Here is a 17,251-nt window from a genome sequence, read left to right on the forward strand (position 1 = left end):
GGCGCGGGCTATGGCCCCAGCCCTACTCCCACCCACCCACCCCCTCCGGGGGCGTCGGCCCGGCGCCCGGCCTTGGGCAGTGCCTCCGTGAAGGGGGCGCATGCCAGGCGCCCGGCGCGGTGCGCGATCTAGTGGGGCTTCGGCTGCGGCGTCGCCGCCGTAGGGGCTGGGCGCCGTCGCTGGGTGCGCCACCGTCGTGGTTGCTCGCGCAGTTCCCCGCGCCCCTGGCGGGGCGCGTCCGGCCCGGCGCCTCTCGCCTCTGGCTCGGGCCATCGCCCCAGCTTCGGCGTCGCCGCCGTGGGGGCTGACGGTTGTTGCCGGGTGCCGCGCCGTCGTGGTCGCTCGCGCAGTTCCCCGCGCCCCTGAAGGCACGCTTCGCGTGCCCCCGGGGGTCTGGTGGTCGCGCCCTGCGACGGAGTTGCTGAGCGGGTACGGCTCCGGGCCCCTGAGGGCACACTTCGGGCGTCAGTGGTGTCGGGTGCGGAAGAGGTCCAGGGTCGTGCCCAGGGCGAAGGACTGGAGGAGGGCGCTCGCGGCCACGCCGGCTCCCAGGAGCCAGTAGGGCGCGTCGATGCCCCACACCGCTCCGACGCCGCCGGCCGCGCCGAGGGACGTCGGGGCGGTGAAGAGGAAGGGCCACACTCCGACGATCCCCGGGTCGGAGACCGTCGCGGCGATCACTTCGAAGGCGACGGCCGATCCGACGAGGCCCAGGTAGGCCGCGGAGAGCGGGTTGGCGAACGTTCTGCGGACGAGTGTGTGGCGGATCGACATGGACGGGATTCCCCCAGAGCGTGCGGTGTCGGGACCGGACGCGTCCATGCTCGGACCGGCGCCGCGCGGGAGCATGAGCAGGCGTACTCAGCCTCCGTACGGGACGACCTACTTGAGTCGGCGCCACGCGTGGTCGAGGGCCGTGCGCAGCTGGTCGGCCTGGGTCGTGGTCAGCCCCTCCGTCATGCGGTCCTCCACGCCGCGGACCGCCTCCGCGTACGCGGACAGGAGCTCCCGGCCCGCCGGGGTCAGGGTGATGAGGAGCTCGCGGCGGTTGGCCGGATTGGGGTGCCGGGCCACGTAACCGCGTCCCTCCAGCGTGCGGACCATGTCGGCCATCGACTGGGCGGTGACGAAGGAGTCCCGGGCCAGTTGCGCCGCGGTCAGGCCGTCGTGGACCTCCAGGACGGTGAGCGCCGTGTACTGCAGGGCCGTGACACCGGCCGGCTTCAGGACCTCCTCCAGGCGGGCCCGCACGACGAGTTCGGCCCGTTTGACGAGGTAGAGCAGGGACGGGGACGGCTGCTCGGGCATGGCACCTCCGGATCGCTGCTGCCTGGTGCCGGGCCGCCGCTCCGGGTGGTCCGACGCGTCGACCCTACCCCATTGACAGGAATCCTGATGATCGTGAGACTGAACCGCATCGCCAGGAATCCTGTCGATGGCGAGATCGATCGCCGAGATCGATTGCCTGCCGAGATCAAGGCGAGATCGATGCCGGCACGGAGAAGCACGGAGAAGAGGGATCACGCATGGAACTGAGCGGCAAGGTCGCCGTCGTCACGGGCAGCGGACGCGGGCTGGGGCTCGCCTACGCCCGTGCGCTCGGCGCCGCAGGAGCGTCCGTCGTGGTGAACGACGTCGATGAGCAGGCCGTCGCCGACGCGGTGAGCGCCGTCCAGGCCGCCGGGGGCAAGGCCGTCGGCGTCACCGCGGCCGTCGGGTCCACGGAGGCCGCCGAGGCGCTGATCGCCGCCGCGGTCGAGCACTTCGGGCGGCTCGACGTGCTGGTCACCAACGCCGGCATCCTGCGCGACAAGGTGCTCTGGAAGATGAGCGACGACGACTTCGACGACGTGGTCCGCGTCCATCTGCGCGGCACGTTCACCTGCGCCCGCGCCGCCGCCGTGCGGATGCGCGAACAGGGCGAGGGCGGCCGGATCGTCCTGGTCGGCTCGCCCGCGGGCCAGCGCGGCAACTTCGGCCAGACCAACTACGCGGCGGCCAAGGCCGGGATCGTCGCCATGGCCCGCACCTGGGCCATGGAACTGGCCCGCGCGGACATCACGGTGAACGCCGTGATCCCCGTGGCCGCCACCGAGATGACCCGGACGATCCCGGCGTTCGCCCCGGCCATCGAGGAGGCCGAGCGCACCGGCGAGCCGCTGCCCCGCTGGATGCGCCGGGGCGAGGGCCTCGGCACCGTCGACGACGTCACCGGCCTCGTCACCTACCTCGCCTCCGACGCCTCCGCCGGTGTCACCGGCCAGGCCATCGGCCTCGGCGGCGACCGCCTCGCGCTCTGGGCCCACCCGAAGGAGAAGGCGCACGCCTTCCAGGACGGCGGCTGGAGCGCCGACGACATCGCCGCCTCCTGGGCCGCCGGAGTCGGCGCCGAACCCGAGACCTTCGGCATCCCCGCCCCGCGCCCGCCGGCCGGTGCCTGACATGGCGCCCGCCCTCCGCCTCGACCCGGCCCGGCTGACCGCCATCGACGTGCACACGCACGCCGAGGTGTCCCGGACCGGCCACCCCTCGCTCAGCCCCGAGCTGATGGCCGCCTCGGAGAAGTACTTCGCCGCGCACGGCCACCGGATGCCGACCATCGCGGAGACCGCCGAGCACTACCGGCAGCGGAACATGGCGGCCGTCGTCTTCACCGTCGACGCCGAGCACGCCCTGGGCCACCCGCCCATCCCGAACGAGGAGATCGCCGAGGACTGCGCCGAACACGCCGACGTCCTCGTCCCGTTCGCCTCCCTGGACCCCTGGCGGGGCCGGGCGGCGGTGCGGCAGGCGCGGCGGCTCGTCGAGGAGTACGGGGTGCGGGGGTTCAAGTTCCACCCCAGCCTCCAGGGCTTCTCGCCCGACGACCGGCTCGCCTACCCGCTCTACGAGGCCATCGAGGAGCTGGGCGTCCCCGCCCTCTTCCACACCGGCCAGACCGGGATCGGCGCGGGCGTCCCGGGCGGCGGCGGCATCCGGCTCAAGCACTCCAACCCGATGCTTGTGGACGACGTCGCCGCCGACTTCCCCGGACTGCGGATCATCCTGGCGCACCCCTCGTTCCCCTGGCAGGACGAGGCCCTGGCGGTCGCCACGCACAAGCCGAACGTGTACATCGACCTGTCCGGCTGGTCCCCGAAGTACTTCCCGCCGCAGCTCGTCCGGTACGCCAACACCCTGCTCAAGAAGAAGGTGCTGTTCGGGTCCGACCACCCGGTCATCACCGCGGACCGGTGGCTCGCCGACTTCGCCGAGCTCGACATCAAGCCCGAGGTCAGGCCGATGATCCTCAAGGAGAACGCCCTGCGCGTCCTCGGCCTCGACCAGGCCTGACCCCATCCACCAGCAGTCCGAAAGGCAGGGCCCGTCATGCGAGACCACGGCATCGGTTCCTGGACCGCCCGCCGCGCCCGCAAGACACCGGAGCGCACCGCGGTCGTCTTCGGCGACCGCGCGACCAGCTACGCCGAGCTCCACGACCGCACCACCCGCCTCGCGCTGCTCCTGCGCGGCCTGGGCATCCGCCCGGGGGACCGGGTCGCCTACCTGGGCCCGAACCACCCGGCCTTCCTGGAGGCCCTGTTCGCCACCGCCCGGCTCGGCGCGCTCTTCGTCCCGCTCAACACCCGCCTCGCCGCGCCCGAGCTGACGCACTGCCTCGACGACTGCGGGGCCGAAGTCCTGGTCCACACCGGTGACTTCGCGGAGTTCGCCGCCGCGTGCGGCGTGCCCCGGACCGTCGCCGTCGGCCCGGACCTGGAGGGGGAGCTCGCGGGGATCACCGTCGAACCGCTCGACATGCCGGTGACCCTCGACGACGCCGCCCTCATCATGTACACCTCCGGCACGACCGGCCGGGCCAAGGGAGCCGTACTGACCCACGGCAACCTGACCTGGAACTGTGTGAACGCCCTGGTCGACGGCGACTTCGCCGGGGCCGACATCGCGCTGCTCTCCGCCCCGCTGTTCCACACCGGGGCCCTCAACATGACGTGTCTGCCGACCCTCCTCAAGGGCGGCACCCTCGTCCTGGAGGAGACCTTCGCCCCGGACCGCACCCTCGATCTGGTCGAGCGGCACCGGGTCACCGTGATGTTCGGCGTCCCCGCGATGTTCCAACAGGTCGCCGCCGCACCGCGGTTCACCGGAGCCGACCTGTCCTCGCTGCGCATGCTGCTGTGCGGCGGCGCCCCGGTGCCGGTGGCCCTGATCCGCGCGTACCAGGAGCGGGGCGTCGAGTTCCTCCAGGGCTACGGCATGACCGAGGCCGCGCCCGGGGTGTGCATGCTCGACGCCGAGCACGCCGTGGAGAAGGCCGGCAGCGCGGGCGTGGCGCACTTCTTCAGCGACGTCCGCCTCGTCGACCCGTCCGGCGCCGACGCCGCGTACGGCGAACTCCTCGTCGAGGGCCCGAACGTGATGAAGGGGTACTGGAACCGGCCCGAGGCCACCGCGGCCGTACTGGGGGCGGGCTGGTTCCACAGCGGTGACATCGCCCGCACCGACGAGGACGGGTACGTCACCCTCGTCGACCGCGCCAAGGACATGATCATCTCCGGTGGGGAGAACATCTACCCGGCCGAGATCGAGAACGTCCTGCACGACCATCCCGCCGTCGCCGACTGCGCGGTCATCGGCGTACGGGACAGCCGATGGGGCGAGGTGCCCCGCGCCGTCGTCGTCCGCGCGCCCGGTGCCGGGGCGAGCGCCGCCGACATCCTCGCGTCCCTGGACGGCCGGCTCGCCCGCTACAAGATCCCGAAGTCCCTCGTCTTCGCCGACGCCCTGCCGCGCAGCGGCGCCGGGAAGCTGCTCAAGCCCCGTATCCGCGAACTCTTCGGCGCGACGCCCGTCACCGAGGACAACTGACAGGAGCACCACCATGACCGCCCTGCGCACCGCCACCGGCCTCGACGAGATCAAGGCGCTGGCCGGCGCCGACCTGGGCCGCACCGACTGGCTGGAGATCGCCCAGGACCGGGTGAACACCTTCGCCGACGCCACCGGCGACCACCAGTGGATCCACACCGACCCGGAGCGCGCCGCGAGCGGCCCCTTCGGCGGCCCGATCGCCCACGGCTACCTCACCCTCTCCCTGATCATCCCGCTGTTCGGCCGGCTGCTCGCCGTCGAGGGCACCTCGATGAGCATCAACTACGGCCTGGACAAGGTCCGTTTCCCCAGCCCGGTGAAGGTCGGCGCCAGGATCCGCCTGCACGGCGCGGTCGAGTCCGTCGAGGAGGTCCGGGGCAACGGGGTCGAGACGCGGCTCGCGTTCACCGTCGAGATCGAGGGCTCCGACAAGCCGGCCTGCGTGGCCCAGGCCATCTACCGCCACTACGCCTAGACGGGACCCCGCACGGTTGTCAGCGCCGCCCGCTACCGTCGACGCATGTCCAACCAAGCGTCGGCGGCGCGCACCCTGGCGGTGCTGGAAGGCGTCCTCGAGCGGATCACCTTCGCCAGCGAGGAGACCGGGTACACCGTCGCGCGCGTGGACACCGGCCGGGGCGGCGGCGATCTGCTGACCGTCGTCGGCGCGCTGCTCGGCGCGCAGGCCGGGGAGTCGCTGCGGATGGAGGGCCGCTGGGGCTCGCACCCCCAGTACGGCAAGCAGTTCCATGTGGAGAACTACACGACGATCCTGCCCGCCACCATCCAGGGCATCCGCCGCTACCTGGGCTCGGGCCTGGTCAAGGGCATCGGTCCGGTCTTCGCCGACCGGATCACCCAGCACTTCGGTCTCGACACCCTCGACATCATCGAGCAGGACCCCAAGCGGCTGATCGAGGTGCCGGGTCTCGGACCCAAGCGCACCAAGAAGATCGCCGACGCCTGGGAGGAGCAGAAGGCCATCAAGGAAGTGATGGTCTTCCTCCAGTCGGTCGAGGTCTCCACATCGATCGCCGTGCGGATCTACAAGAAGTACGGCGACGCCTCGATCGGCGTCGTGAAGAACCAGCCGTACCGGCTCGCCTCAGACGTCTGGGGCATCGGCTTCCTCACCGCCGACCGCATCGCCCAGGCCGTCGGCATCCCGCACGACAGCCCCGAGCGCGTCAAGGCGGGACTCCAGTACGCGCTGTCGCAGTCCACGGACCAGGGGCACTGCTTCCTGCCCGAGGAGCGGCTGATCACCGACGCGGTGAAGCTGCTCCAGGTCGACACCGGCCTCGTCATCGAGTGCCTCGCCGCGCTCGCCGAGCCCGACGAGGAGAGCGGAGAGGAGCCCGGCGTCGTCCGGGAGCGGGTGCCGGGCGAGGACGGGCAGCCGGTCACGGCCGTCTACCTCGTCCCGTTCCACCGCGCCGAGCTGTCGCTGTCCGCCCAGATCCAGCGCCTGCTGCGGACCGGCGAGGACCGGATGCCCGCGTTCCGGGACGTGGTCTGGGACAAGGCGCTGGCCTGGCTCGCGCAGCGGACCGGGGCCACGCTCGCGCCCGAGCAGGAGGAGGCGGTGCGGCTCGCCCTGACCCAGAAGGTCGCCGTGCTGACCGGCGGCCCCGGCTGCGGCAAGTCGTTCACCGTACGGTCCGTGGTGGAGCTGGCCCGCGCCAAGAAGGCCAAGGTGCTGCTCGCCGCCCCGACCGGACGCGCCGCGAAGCGCCTCGCCGAGCTGACCGGCGCCGAGGCCTCCACCGTCCACCGGCTCCTGGAGCTGAAGCCCGGCGGCGACGCCGCGTACGACAAGGACCGGCCGCTAGACGCGGACCTGGTCGTCGTCGACGAGGCCTCCATGCTCGACCTGCTGCTGGCGAACAAGCTGGTGAAGGCCGTCCCGCCCGGCGCCCATCTGCTGTTCGTGGGGGACGTGGACCAGCTGCCGAGCGTCGGTGCGGGCGAGGTGCTGCGCGATCTGCTCGCCGAGGGCGGCCCGGTGCCCGCCGTCCGGCTGACGCAGGTGTTCCGCCAGGCGCAGGAATCCGGCGTGGTCATGAACGCCCACCGGATCAACGCGGGCACGCCCCCGCTCACCCAGGGCCTGAAGGACTTCTTCCTCTTCGTCGAGGAGGACACCGAGGAGGCGGGCCGGCTCACCGTGGACGTGGCCGCGCGGCGCATCCCCGCCAAGTTCGGCCTCGACCCGCGCCGCGACGTGCAGGTCCTCGCGCCCATGCACCGGGGCCCGGCCGGCGCGGGCACGCTGAACGGACTGCTCCAGCAGGCGATCACCCCGGGCCGCCCCGAGCTCCCCGAGAAGCGCTTCGGCGGCCGCGTCTTCCGCGTGGGCGACAAGGTCACCCAGATCAGGAACAACTACGAGAAGGGGGCGAACGGCGTGTTCAACGGCACGGTCGGCGTCGTCACCTCGCTCGACGCGGACGAGCAGCGCCTCACCGTCCTGACCGACGAGGACGAGGAGGTCCCCTACGACTTCGACGAACTCGACGAACTCGCGCACGCCTACGCCGTGACGATCCACCGTTCGCAGGGAAGTGAGTATCCGTGTGTGGTGATTCCGGTCACGACCGGGGCATGGATGATGCTCCAGAGGAATCTTCTCTACACAGCGGTGACCCGCGCGAAGAGACTGGTCGTGCTCGTCGGCTCACGCAAGGCCCTCGGGCAGGCGGTACGTACGGTTTCTGCCGGAAAGCGGTACACAGCGCTCGATTTCCGGCTCTCCGGCGGGAACCTTCAAAGAGTTTGATCGATCAAATTCGTCGGGAAGGTCACAGCCCCCTTCCGGAACCAGGGCGAAGGGGGCAGGATGAGAAGGTTGGTGGCACCCAGTGCCGCCATTAGGCCCAATGGTCGACCCCGAGTGCACTCTGGTGGGCCAAGTGGGGGATGGTAGAGGCAGTCAGGGCACCTCGAAGAAGAGGCACTACGTCGGTGAGGGATGACGTGAGCGACAACTCTGTAGTACTGCGGTACGGCGATGGCGAGTACACCTACCCGGTGATCGACAGCACCGTCGGCGACAAGGGCTTCGACATCGGGAAGCTCCGGGCCCAGACAGGACTGGTGACCCTCGACAGCGGATACGGCAACACGGCCGCCTATAAATCCGCGATCACCTACCTGGACGGCGAGCAGGGCATCCTGCGCTACCGCGGCTACCCGATCGAGCAGCTGGCCGAGCGTTCCACCTTCCTCGAGGTGGCGTACCTGCTGATCAACGGCGAGCTTCCGACCGTCGACGAGCTCGCGACCTTCAAGAGCGAGATCACGCAGCACACCCTGCTGCACGAGGACGTCAAGAACTTCTACAAGGGCTTCCCGCGCGACGCCCACCCGATGGCCATGCTGTCGTCCGTGGTGTCCGCGCTGTCCACGTTCTACCAGGACAGCCACAACCCCTTCGACGAGAAGCAGCGCCACCTCTCGACGGTCCGCCTGCTCGCCAAGCTTCCGACGATCGCGGCCTACGCGTACAAGAAGTCCGTCGGTCACCCGTTCGTCTACCCGCGCAACGACCTGGGCTACGTCGAGAACTTCCTGCGCATGACGTTCTCCGTGCCCGCGCAGGAGTACGACCTCGACCCGGTCGTCGTCTCGGCGCTGGACAAGCTGCTGATCCTGCACGCGGACCACGAGCAGAACTGCTCGACGTCCACCGTGCGTCTGGTCGGCTCGTCGCAGGCCAACATGTTCGCGTCGATCTCCGCGGGCATCTCCGCCCTGTGGGGTCCGCTGCACGGTGGCGCCAACCAGTCGGTCCTGGAGATGCTCGAGGGCATCCAGGCCAACGGCGGCGACGTCGACTCCTTCATCCGCAAGGTGAAGAACAAGGAAGAGGGCGTCCGCCTGATGGGCTTCGGCCACCGGGTGTACAAGTCCTTCGACCCGCGCGCCAAGATCATCAAGGCCGCGGCCCACGACGTGCTGTCCGCGCTCGGCAAGTCCGACGAGCTGCTCGACATCGCGCTCAAGCTGGAGGAGCACGCGCTCTCCGACGACTACTTCGTCTCGCGCAACCTCTACCCGAACGTGGACTTCTACACGGGTCTGATCTACCGGGCCATGGGCTTCCCGACCGAGATGTTCACGGTCCTGTTCGCCCTCGGCCGGCTGCCGGGCTGGATCGCCCAGTGGCACGAGATGATCAAGGAGCCGGGTTCGCGCATCGGCCGTCCGCGCCAGATCTACACCGGCGTGGTCGAGCGGGACTTCATCCCCGTCGAGGAGCGCTGAGTCGCTCCGCTTCCAGAGGCCGGTTCGTCTCGCCGTAGGGCGTGGCGGCCGGCCTTCGGCGTTCCGTTCGTCGTGGCTGGTCGCGCCCCGCGACGGAGTCGCCGATCGGAACGGCCCCGCGCCCCTTACGGGGCGCTCTCGCACCGGCCTCCGGTGAGGCGGGCAGCAGAAAGCGCCCCGCTGTCGGTCCCCCCACGGGCCGGCAGTCGGGGCGCTTTCCATGTCCCGGTGCGGATTCCCCCCACGGGATCCGGCCGGGCGTCCAGGTGTCCGCGTCGGCTGCCGGGAACACGCACGCACGGGTGGGCCGCTCAAGCTCCCCGGTGCGCGTGCCCCGGCCAACGCAGTCGGGTTCGTCCCCCAAGACAAACCCGCTCGATACGGAAACGCCCCCCAAGACGTTTCTGCATCGCCTCCTTAGACTCACGAGACCTGCAAAGGGTTACGTTGGGATCGATGTGATCTACGTCTCTTGCATTTGTCCCGTGCGTTCACAAGGGACCCGATTTGCGAACCCGAGCCCCAGTGTGAGGGTGCTGCAATTGTGCCGTGTGGATTGTGTGCAGGTCCAGACTGTGTGGGACAGAACTGACGGATCGGTCCCCGGTCAGCCGAACCGGCGCAGCCGCAGACTGTTGGTGACCACGAAAACCGAGGAGCAGGCCATGGCCGCCCCCGCGATCATCGGGTCGAGCAGCCCCGCGGCGGCCAGCGGCAGCGCGGCCACGTTGTAGCCGAAGGCCCAGCACAGATTGCCCTTGATCGTGGCGAGGGTGCGCCGGGAGAGCCGGATGGCGTCGGCCGCGACCCGCAGGTCGCCGCGCACCAGCGTCAGATCGCCGGCCTCGATCGCCGCGTCCGTCCCGGTGCCCATCGCGAGCCCCAGATCCGCCGTGGCCAGCGCCGCCGCGTCGTTGACCCCGTCGCCGACCATCGCGACCGTACGGCCCTCGGCCCGCAGCCGCTCGATCACCGCGACCTTGTCCTGCGGCAGCACCTCCGCGATCACGTCCTGCGGCGCGATGCCCACGGCGCGGGCCACGGACTCGGCGGCGGCCCGGCCGTCCCCGGTCAGCAGCACCGGGGTCAGCCCGAGCGCCCGCAGCCGCTCGACGGCCTCCGCGCTGGTGTCCTTGACCGCGTCGGTGACGGCCAGCACGCCGCGGGCCGCCCCGTCCCAGGCGACGAGGACCGCCGTGCCGCCCGTCGCCCGCGCGGCACCCAGTGCCTCGGTGAGCGCGGCCGGCACCAGAATCCCGGCGTCGGTGAGCAGCCCCTCACGGCCGACGAGCACCGCGTGCCCCTCGACGGTGCCGCGCACGCCGAGCCCCGGCACGTTCGCGAAGCCCGTGACCGGCGGCAGTTCGCCCGCACGGTCGGCGGCCCCGGCGGCGACCGCGCGCCCCACGGGATGCTCGGAGGCGTGCTCCACGGCCCCGGCGAGCCGCAGCAGTTCCTTCTCGCCGACGCCCTCGGCGGTGTGCACGGCGTCGAGCGTCATCCGGCCGGTGGTGACCGTTCCGGTCTTGTCCAGGACGACCGTGTCGACGGCGCGCGTCGACTCCAGCGCCTCCGGGCCCTTGATCAGGATGCCGAGCTGGGCGCCGCGTCCCGTGCCGACCATCAGCGCGGTCGGCGTGGCCAGGCCGAGCGCGCAGGGGCAGGCGATGATCAGGACGGCGACGGCCGCGGTGAACGCGCCGGTGACGTCGTCCGTCACGAGGAGCCGGACGAGGAGGGTGCCGAGCGCGATGACCAGCACGGCGGGGACGAACACCGCCGAGATCCGGTCCGCGAGCCGCTGCACCTTCGCCTTGCCGGTCTGCGCGTCCTCGACGAGCTTCGCCATGCGGGCCAGCTGGGTGTCGGCGCCGACCCAGGTGGCCTCGACCACGAGGCGGCCGCCCGCGTTGACGGTCGCGCCGGTCACGGCGTCGCCGACGCCCACGTCGACCGGCACGGACTCGCCCGTGAGCAGGGAGGCGTCGACGGCCGAGTGACCGTCGACGACCGTGCCGTCCGTCGCGATCTTCTCGCCGGGCCGTACGACGAACCGGTCGCCGGGGCGCAGCCGGTCCGCGGGGACCCGGGTCTCGGTGCCGTCCGGGGCGAGCACGGCGACGTCCTTCGCGCCGAGTTCGAGCAGGCTGCGCAGGGCGGCGCCCGCGCTCCGCTTGGCGCGGGACTCCAGGTACCGGCCGAGCAGGATGAACGTGACGACGCCCGCGGCGACTTCCAGGTACGTGTGGGAGGTGCCGGAGACCAGCGCCCACAGGGACCAGCCGTACGCGGCGAGGGTGCCGAGGGAGACCAGGGTGTCCATCGTGGCCGCGCCGTGGCGGGCGTTCGTCCAGGCGGCCCGGTAGAAGCCGGCGCCGCAGCCCAGCACCACGGGGGTCGCGAGGGCCAGGGCGAGCCAGTCCCAGCCGGGGAACCGGAGGGCCGGGATCATGGAGAGCGCGATCACCGGGACGGTCAGGACGGCGGCCGTGACCAGGCGCCGTCGCAGGGCGGCGTCACGGGAGCCGCTCGCCTCGGGCCGCCGGGCCCCGGAGTCGTCCGCCGGACTCTCGGCAGCGGTCTCGTCCGGGGTCGCCGTGTACCCCAGTCCGGTGATCGTGGTGATCAGCAGGTCGGGGGTGACCTCGGGGGCGTAGGAGATCCTCGCCCGTTCGGTCGCGAGGTTGACCGTCGCGGTGACGCCCTCGATGCGGTTGAGCTTGCGCTCGATGCGCGAGGAGCAGGACGCGCAGGTCATGCCGCCGATGGAGAGGCCGATCTCGGTCAGCGGCGGCGGTGCGTCGAGAGGTGGTACGTCCGTCATGGTGCTGTCGAGCGTACGGCGCGGGGGCCGGGGATGTCCCCGGCCCCCGAAGTGGTGAGCGGTCAGACCAGCTCGTAGCCCGCCTCGTCGACGGCGGCGCGGACGGCCTCCTCGTCGAGCGGGGCGGCGGAGACCACGGTGACCTGGCCGGTGGAGGCGACCGCGGTGACGGAGGCGACGCCGGCGATCTCGGAGATCTCGCTGGAGACCGCACCCTCGCAGTGGCCACAGGTCATGCCCTTGACCTGGTAGACGGTGGTGACGGCGCCCTCGGCGGCCGGGGCCGCGGCGTCCGTGTGGCAGGAGCCGCCGCAGCAGGAACCGGACGTCTCGGAGCCGATCTGGGGGAGCTCGGTCTGGGCGCTCATGTCGTTCTCCTCGGAATGCCTCGATGGGTGTGCGTCGGAAGAGGCCGGGATGTCCCCGGCGCCTCCTGACGTCCCCGACTGTATACCCCTAGGGGGTATTTTTCCAAGAGGGGTCGCGACGCGCGAGCGAACGCGCCCAGCCGATGCCGAAGAGCGAGACCGCGGCCAGGCCTCCGACCGAGAACAACGTGAAGAGATGCTCCTGCGTGGCGGTGGGATCGGGCATGTAGCCCTGGGCGAACAGTGCGGGGTCCAGGCCGGTGCCCGTGATGCGGGCGACGAGCCAGAGGGCGATCCCGTGCATCGAGTCCCACAGCGCGTGCAGTAGGGAGACGCCGAGGTACGTCGTGACGACGGGCGCGGCGAGACGGTAGCGGCCGTTCGGGCGACGGAACGCGAGCAGCGCGGCGCCGGCGATCGCCGTCCACAGGCCGTGCCCGAACGGGGCGAGCAGTCCGCGCAGCACCTCCGTCTCCAGCAGGGAGCGCAGGTCGATGCCCTTCATGGTGACCGCCGCGTTGAACGCGTACCCCGCGCTCTCGAACGCCGCGAAGCCGAAGCCGACCGTCGCGCCCAGCACGAGACCCGCGCGCAGTCCGCGGATGTGCGGGTACCGGCGCAGCACGTACATGAGGGCGAGGAGCTTGACCGCCTCCTCGATCAGGCCGACGCCCACGAAGATCCAGAGGGAGGGGTGCAGCAGGTAGTACTCCATGACCGACGCGCCCAGGACGCCGAGCACGCCGCCCACCAGGAAGCAGCCCAGGATCAGGTGCACGCCCAGATCGCGGCCGTGCCGCTCGTACGCCCACAGCACGAAGACCGCCGGGACGAGGAAGCTGCCGAGCAGGATGAGGGTGGGGAGCAGCGTCGTGTTCTTCGTGGCGTACGTGACCAGCGCGGTCAGCACCCACAGCGTCAGGCCGCCCCACAGGCAGCGCTTCCACAGGCCGGCCCGGACCTGGGGGCCCGGCGGGGGCGGCTGCCGCGGGATGCGGGCCTGGGGGGATCCCGGGGGCTGGGGGTGAGTCACGGCGGGCTCCCTCGCACCGGATGGGGTGATTTGCCCGAATCCTATGCAGGGGTCCGCCGGGCCGCAGAACGGCGGCCCGGCGCAGCGGGGTTCAGTCCAGGGACCGGCCCCGGTTCCTCGGACGGGAGGCCACCCAGGCCCGCACGGTGTCGGCGTACCAGTAGGGCTTGCCGCCCTCGACGTGGTCGGGCGGCGGCAGCAGCCCGTGTTTGCGGTACGAGCGGACGGTGTCGGGCTGCACCCGGATGTGCGCGGCGATGTCCTTGTACGACCAGAGCCGGTGGTCGGTCATGGTGGCTCCTCCCTGACGGGCGACGCGGCGGCGCGGGGGTGTCCGCCGACGATCACCCACCCTGTCCCCGGAGAACGAGGGGACCCGTGAGGAAGGGAGGGCCTGTGTGACGCCTGTGACGCAGAACCCGCGTAGGGCTGACATGCGTGACACGAAGGGTGCTTTTGTGACGCGAATGATGCAAAGAGGACGCACCGTGCACGCATGAACCACTGCGCCCAGGGGGCATGAGCCTGTATCGGCCCGCACTTGGTCGGTCGCCCCCCCCCCGAAGGCGCACGGAGTGCGCTCTCAGGGGCGCGGGGCCGCATCCATCAGCGGCTTCGCCGCGGGGCGCGAGCAGTCCCGCCGGGCCGCAGGCGCGAGGTGAACGCGAATGCCTACGGCGCGGGCGTTCGCCCCGGCCAGCCAAGGATGCGCGCGGCGGCGATGAAGGGCGCGGGCCCCCTACGGCAGGCCCGGCCTCAGTAGGAGGCTCGTGGCTTCGCCCGTCAACCGGTCAACCGCCGGAGGCCTCCCGTGGGCCCGCACGAACTCCCGCGGCGTACACCCCGTCATCGCCTTGAACTCCCCGCTCAGATGCGCCTGGTCGTAGAAACCGCAGACCGAGGCGGTCTCGGCCTGACTGCTCCCCGTGCACAGCAGCCGCCGCGCCCGCTGCAACCGCAGCACCCGCGCGGCCGCCTTCGGGCTGAGCCCGATCTGCTCACGGAATCGGTTCTCCAGCTGCCGCACACCCCACCCCGCCTCCTCCGCGAGCTCGGTCACCGGCACCGCCCCGCCGCTGTGGCACAGCGCGTGCCAGGCGCGGACCGTACCGTCCGCGCAGTGCGGACCGGATTCCAGCCACCGCCCGAGCGTCGCGTCGAGCAGCCGGAACCGGGCCGGCCAGCCGGGAGCACCGGCCAGTCCGTCGGCGAGCCGGGCCACGGCAGCGGAAGGGAGCGCTCCCAATGTGTCCGGATCCAGCGGGCGCCCGGCCAGCTCACGCAGCGGCAGGTCGAGCATCCGGAACGCCGCCCACGGAGTGAGCAGCACCTCCACCCCGGCGAGCCGCCCGTCGTGCTCGCCGAGCACCGGCATCGTGGTCAGGCCCGAGAGCACGGACCGCAGCTCCACGGTGCGCGCCCGCGCCGGCGGCGCGACGGTGCCGCCGCCCGTCGCGCCCACGTCCACCCAGCCGCCGCCCGCCTCCGTGATCCGCACCGCGCCCTCGAAGCCGATCATCAGCGTCACCGCGCCGATCGGCGCCTCCAGGCGGGCCCGCGGCCCCGGGAAGGCCAGCCGGAACCCGCGGTAGCCGATGACCCCCGGGCGCAGCCGCGGGTGGGGCAGCGCGGAGGCCGTCTCCCAGGCCCCGTCGGGGGAGCGGGCGGGACGTCCCGCCCGGCGCGGCTGACTCGTCTGGCGCGGCACGCTCGACCGTCTCATGCGCCGATAGTGCTACACGCCGCACGACCGGAGATAGCCCCGCGTACGGCGTGCGATCGGAAGCGGTCGCTCCGGGTCGCACGGGTACATGTCCTGCTCGACGATCGCGAAGAGGTCCACGTCGAGCGCCTCGGCGGCCGCGAGGACCGGGGCCAACTCCGGCACCCCGCGCGGCGGTTCGCACATCACGCCCCGCGCGACGGCGGGACCGAACGGCGTCCCCTGCGCCCGCACCGCGGCGAGCACCTCCGGGTCGACCTGCTTGAGGTGCAGGTACCCGATGCGCTCCCCGTACGTCTTGATGAGCTCGACGCTGTCGCCGCCGCAGTACGCGTAGTGCCCCGTGTCCAGGCACAGCGACACGAGACCGGGGTCGGTCGCGTCGAGGAAGCGGGTGACGTTCTCCTCCGTGTCGATGTGGGTGTCCGCGTGCGGGTGGACGACGATCCGCAGCCCGAACCGGTCGCGGACCTCGCGGGCCAGCCGCTCCGTCTGTGCGGCGAGGTGTCCCCACTGCTCGGCGGTCAGCGTCGCGTCCTCCAGGACCTCGCCCGTCTTGTCGTCCCGCCAGAAGGAGGGGATGACGACGAGGTGACGCGCGCCGGTGTCCCGGGCCAGCGCGGCGACGGACGCGACGTGCTCCCAGGTGCGGTCCCACACGGCGGGGCCGTGGTGCAGCCCGGTGAAGACGGTCCCGGCCGACACCCGCAGCCCGCGCCGCCCGGTCTCCTCGGCCAGCACCCGCGGATCCGTCGGCAGATACCCGTACGGACCCAGCTCGATCCACGTGTAACCGGCCTCGGCGACCTCGTCGAGGAAGCGCCGCCAGGGGGTCTGCCGGGGGTCGTCGGGGAACCAGACGCCCCAGGAGTCGGGGGCCGAGCCCACGCGGATGCGCGAGGGGCCGGAGGGGGCGGCGGGTCGGGACGGGCTGGACGGTCGGGGTGCCGGCGTCGTCATGGGATCAGCCTTGGCGTGCCCCGAGAGGGGTGTCAAGGCGGGGCACGGATCTCGTCCGAATGTCAGGACAAAATGTTGACAGAGGGGCGGGGCGGGACTAGATGTGAGCGCAGGACGAAGGCGTCGGAGGGACTTCCCGCATGGCCCGCAGCGAGTTCGACCTGATCACGATGGGGCGCATCGGGGTCGATCTGTATCCCCTGCAGACGGGGGTCGGACTCGCCGACGTGACCTCGTTCGGGAAGTTCCTCGGCGGGTCCTCGTCCAATGTCGCGGTCGCGGCGGCGCGGCTGGGGCGGCGCGTCGCGACGATCACCCGCACGGGACGGGATCCGTTCGGCGACTGGCTGCGGGTGCAGTTGGAGGAGTTCGGGGTCGACGCGCGGTGGGCGGGCGCCGTGGACGGACCGCCGACGCCCGTCACCTTCTGCGAGATCTTCCCGCCCGACGACTTCCCGCTGTACTTCTACCGCAGGCCCAAGGCGCCCGACCTGGAGATCACGGCGGACGAGCTGGACCTCGGCGCGATCACGGACGCGCGGATCTTCTGGATGACCGGGACGGGACTGAGCGCGGAGCCGAGCCGCGGCGCGACGCTCGCCGCGCTCGAGGCGCGGGCCGGCTCCGAGGGGTCGACCGTCTTCGATCTGGACTGGCGGCCGATGTTCTGGGACGGCGGCGCCGAGGAGGCGCGGCCGTTCTACCGGGAGGCGCTGCGGTACGCGACCGTTGCGGTCGGGAATCTGGACGAGGTCGAAGTCGCCACGGGTGTGCGGGAACCATTGGACGCCGCCCGGGAGTTGGTCTCGGTGTACGGGGTCCGGCTCGCCGTCGTGAAGCAGGGTCCCGGGGGTGTGCTGGCCCTGTCCGCGGACGGGGAGTGCGTGGTGGTGCCGCCGTTGCCGGTGGATGTGGTGAACGGGTTGGGGGCGGGTGACGCGTTCGGTGGCGGCCTGTGCCACGGGTTGCTCGGGGAGTGGGGGGTGCGGGAGGCCGTGGAGTTCGCGAATGCGGCGGGGGCGATTGTCGCGGGGCGGCTCGAGTGTTCGTCCGCGATGCCGTTTCCTCCGGAGGTCGAGCGGGTTCTTGAGGCGGGGCGGGTCGGGGGCGCGGATGGGGCGCCTCTGGGGGTGGGGGGTTTGGGGCTTGGCGCGCGGCTGCGGGTCGGTGGGGGTTCTCGCGCAGTTCCCCGCGCCCCTGAAGGC

Annotated in this window: 14 protein-coding genes and 1 pseudogene; 7 read left to right on the forward strand and 8 right to left on the reverse strand. The window is 71.9% G+C overall.

The annotated features are described in order from the left end of the window. Nucleotides 1-465: 465 nt before the first annotated feature. Nucleotides 466-774, reverse strand: a complete 309-nt coding sequence (locus IAG42_RS22950) for an SCO4225 family membrane protein (RefSeq protein ID WP_188338835.1) — start codon at nucleotides 772-774, stop codon at nucleotides 466-468. A gap of 108 nt (nucleotides 775-882) precedes the next feature. Beyond that, a complete protein-coding gene (locus IAG42_RS22955; protein WP_188338836.1) occupies nucleotides 883-1,308 on the reverse strand; it encodes a MarR family winged helix-turn-helix transcriptional regulator in 426 nt (141 codons plus the stop codon). A 218-nt stretch (nucleotides 1,309-1,526) separates the two neighbouring features. Between IAG42_RS22955 and IAG42_RS22960 the strand changes: the two genes are divergently transcribed. The 6 genes from IAG42_RS22960 to IAG42_RS22985 all read left to right on the forward strand — a co-directional run bounded on the left by IAG42_RS22960 (nucleotide 1,527) and on the right by IAG42_RS22985 (nucleotide 9,138). Then, entirely contained in the window at nucleotides 1,527-2,441 is a 915-nt protein-coding gene (locus IAG42_RS22960; RefSeq protein ID WP_188338837.1) for an SDR family NAD(P)-dependent oxidoreductase, read from the forward strand. A gap of 1 nt (nucleotide 2,442) precedes the next feature. Continuing rightward, nucleotides 2,443-3,333, forward strand: a complete 891-nt coding sequence (locus IAG42_RS22965) for an amidohydrolase family protein (protein ID WP_188338838.1) — start codon at nucleotides 2,443-2,445, stop codon at nucleotides 3,331-3,333. Between the two features lie 36 nt (nucleotides 3,334-3,369). Further along, the gene (locus tag IAG42_RS22970; protein ID WP_188338839.1) at nucleotides 3,370-4,869 is read left to right on the forward strand and encodes an acyl-CoA synthetase; all 1,500 of its coding nucleotides are present in this window, start codon (nucleotides 3,370-3,372) and stop codon (nucleotides 4,867-4,869) included. A gap of 13 nt (nucleotides 4,870-4,882) precedes the next feature. After that, on the forward strand, nucleotides 4,883-5,347 hold the full coding sequence (locus IAG42_RS22975; protein WP_188338840.1) for a MaoC family dehydratase: 465 nt from the start codon (nucleotides 4,883-4,885) through the stop codon (nucleotides 5,345-5,347). Between the two features lie 45 nt (nucleotides 5,348-5,392). After that, nucleotides 5,393-7,651: an SF1B family DNA helicase RecD2 gene (gene recD2 / locus IAG42_RS22980; RefSeq protein ID WP_188338841.1), complete on the forward strand. Its 2,259-nt coding sequence runs from the start codon at nucleotides 5,393-5,395 to the stop codon at nucleotides 7,649-7,651. 197 nt (nucleotides 7,652-7,848) lie between these two features. Beyond that, entirely contained in the window at nucleotides 7,849-9,138 is a 1,290-nt protein-coding gene (locus IAG42_RS22985; protein ID WP_188338842.1) for a citrate synthase, read from the forward strand. Between the two features lie 607 nt (nucleotides 9,139-9,745). Here IAG42_RS22985 and IAG42_RS22990 read toward each other — a convergent pair. The 6 genes from IAG42_RS22990 to IAG42_RS23015 form a co-directional block, all read right to left on the reverse strand. Further along, nucleotides 9,746-11,962 (reverse strand): heavy metal translocating P-type ATPase, encoded by a 2,217-nt coding sequence (locus tag IAG42_RS22990; RefSeq protein ID WP_188338843.1) that lies wholly within the window; start codon nucleotides 11,960-11,962, stop codon nucleotides 9,746-9,748. A 62-nt stretch (nucleotides 11,963-12,024) separates the two neighbouring features. Continuing rightward, nucleotides 12,025-12,330, reverse strand: a complete 306-nt coding sequence (locus IAG42_RS22995; RefSeq protein WP_188338844.1) for a heavy-metal-associated domain-containing protein — start codon at nucleotides 12,328-12,330, stop codon at nucleotides 12,025-12,027. Nucleotides 12,331-12,418: 88 nt separating this feature from the next. Continuing rightward, a complete protein-coding gene (locus IAG42_RS23000; protein WP_188338845.1) occupies nucleotides 12,419-13,363 on the reverse strand; it encodes a PrsW family intramembrane metalloprotease in 945 nt (314 codons plus the stop codon). A gap of 91 nt (nucleotides 13,364-13,454) precedes the next feature. Continuing rightward, nucleotides 13,455-13,655, reverse strand: coding sequence for a helix-turn-helix transcriptional regulator (locus IAG42_RS23005; protein ID WP_188338846.1), 201 nt, complete (start codon nucleotides 13,653-13,655; stop codon nucleotides 13,455-13,457). Between the two features lie 447 nt (nucleotides 13,656-14,102). After that, the gene (locus IAG42_RS23010; protein WP_188338847.1) at nucleotides 14,103-15,086 is read right to left on the reverse strand and encodes a helix-turn-helix domain-containing protein; all 984 of its coding nucleotides are present in this window, start codon (nucleotides 15,084-15,086) and stop codon (nucleotides 14,103-14,105) included. 12 nt (nucleotides 15,087-15,098) lie between these two features. Next, complete coding sequence (locus tag IAG42_RS23015) at nucleotides 15,099-16,046, reverse strand: sugar phosphate isomerase/epimerase family protein (RefSeq protein ID WP_188338848.1); 948 nt, start codon at nucleotides 16,044-16,046, stop codon at nucleotides 15,099-15,101. A 140-nt stretch (nucleotides 16,047-16,186) separates the two neighbouring features. Here IAG42_RS23015 and iolC point away from each other — a divergent pair. Beyond that, nucleotides 16,187-17,149: pseudogene (iolC, locus tag IAG42_RS23020) on the forward strand (5-dehydro-2-deoxygluconokinase); the annotation flags it as partial. Between the last annotated feature and the right edge of the window lie 102 nt (nucleotides 17,150-17,251).

Source organism: Streptomyces xanthii, assembly GCF_014621695.1.
Classification (GTDB): domain Bacteria; phylum Actinomycetota; class Actinomycetes; order Streptomycetales; family Streptomycetaceae; genus Streptomyces; species Streptomyces xanthii.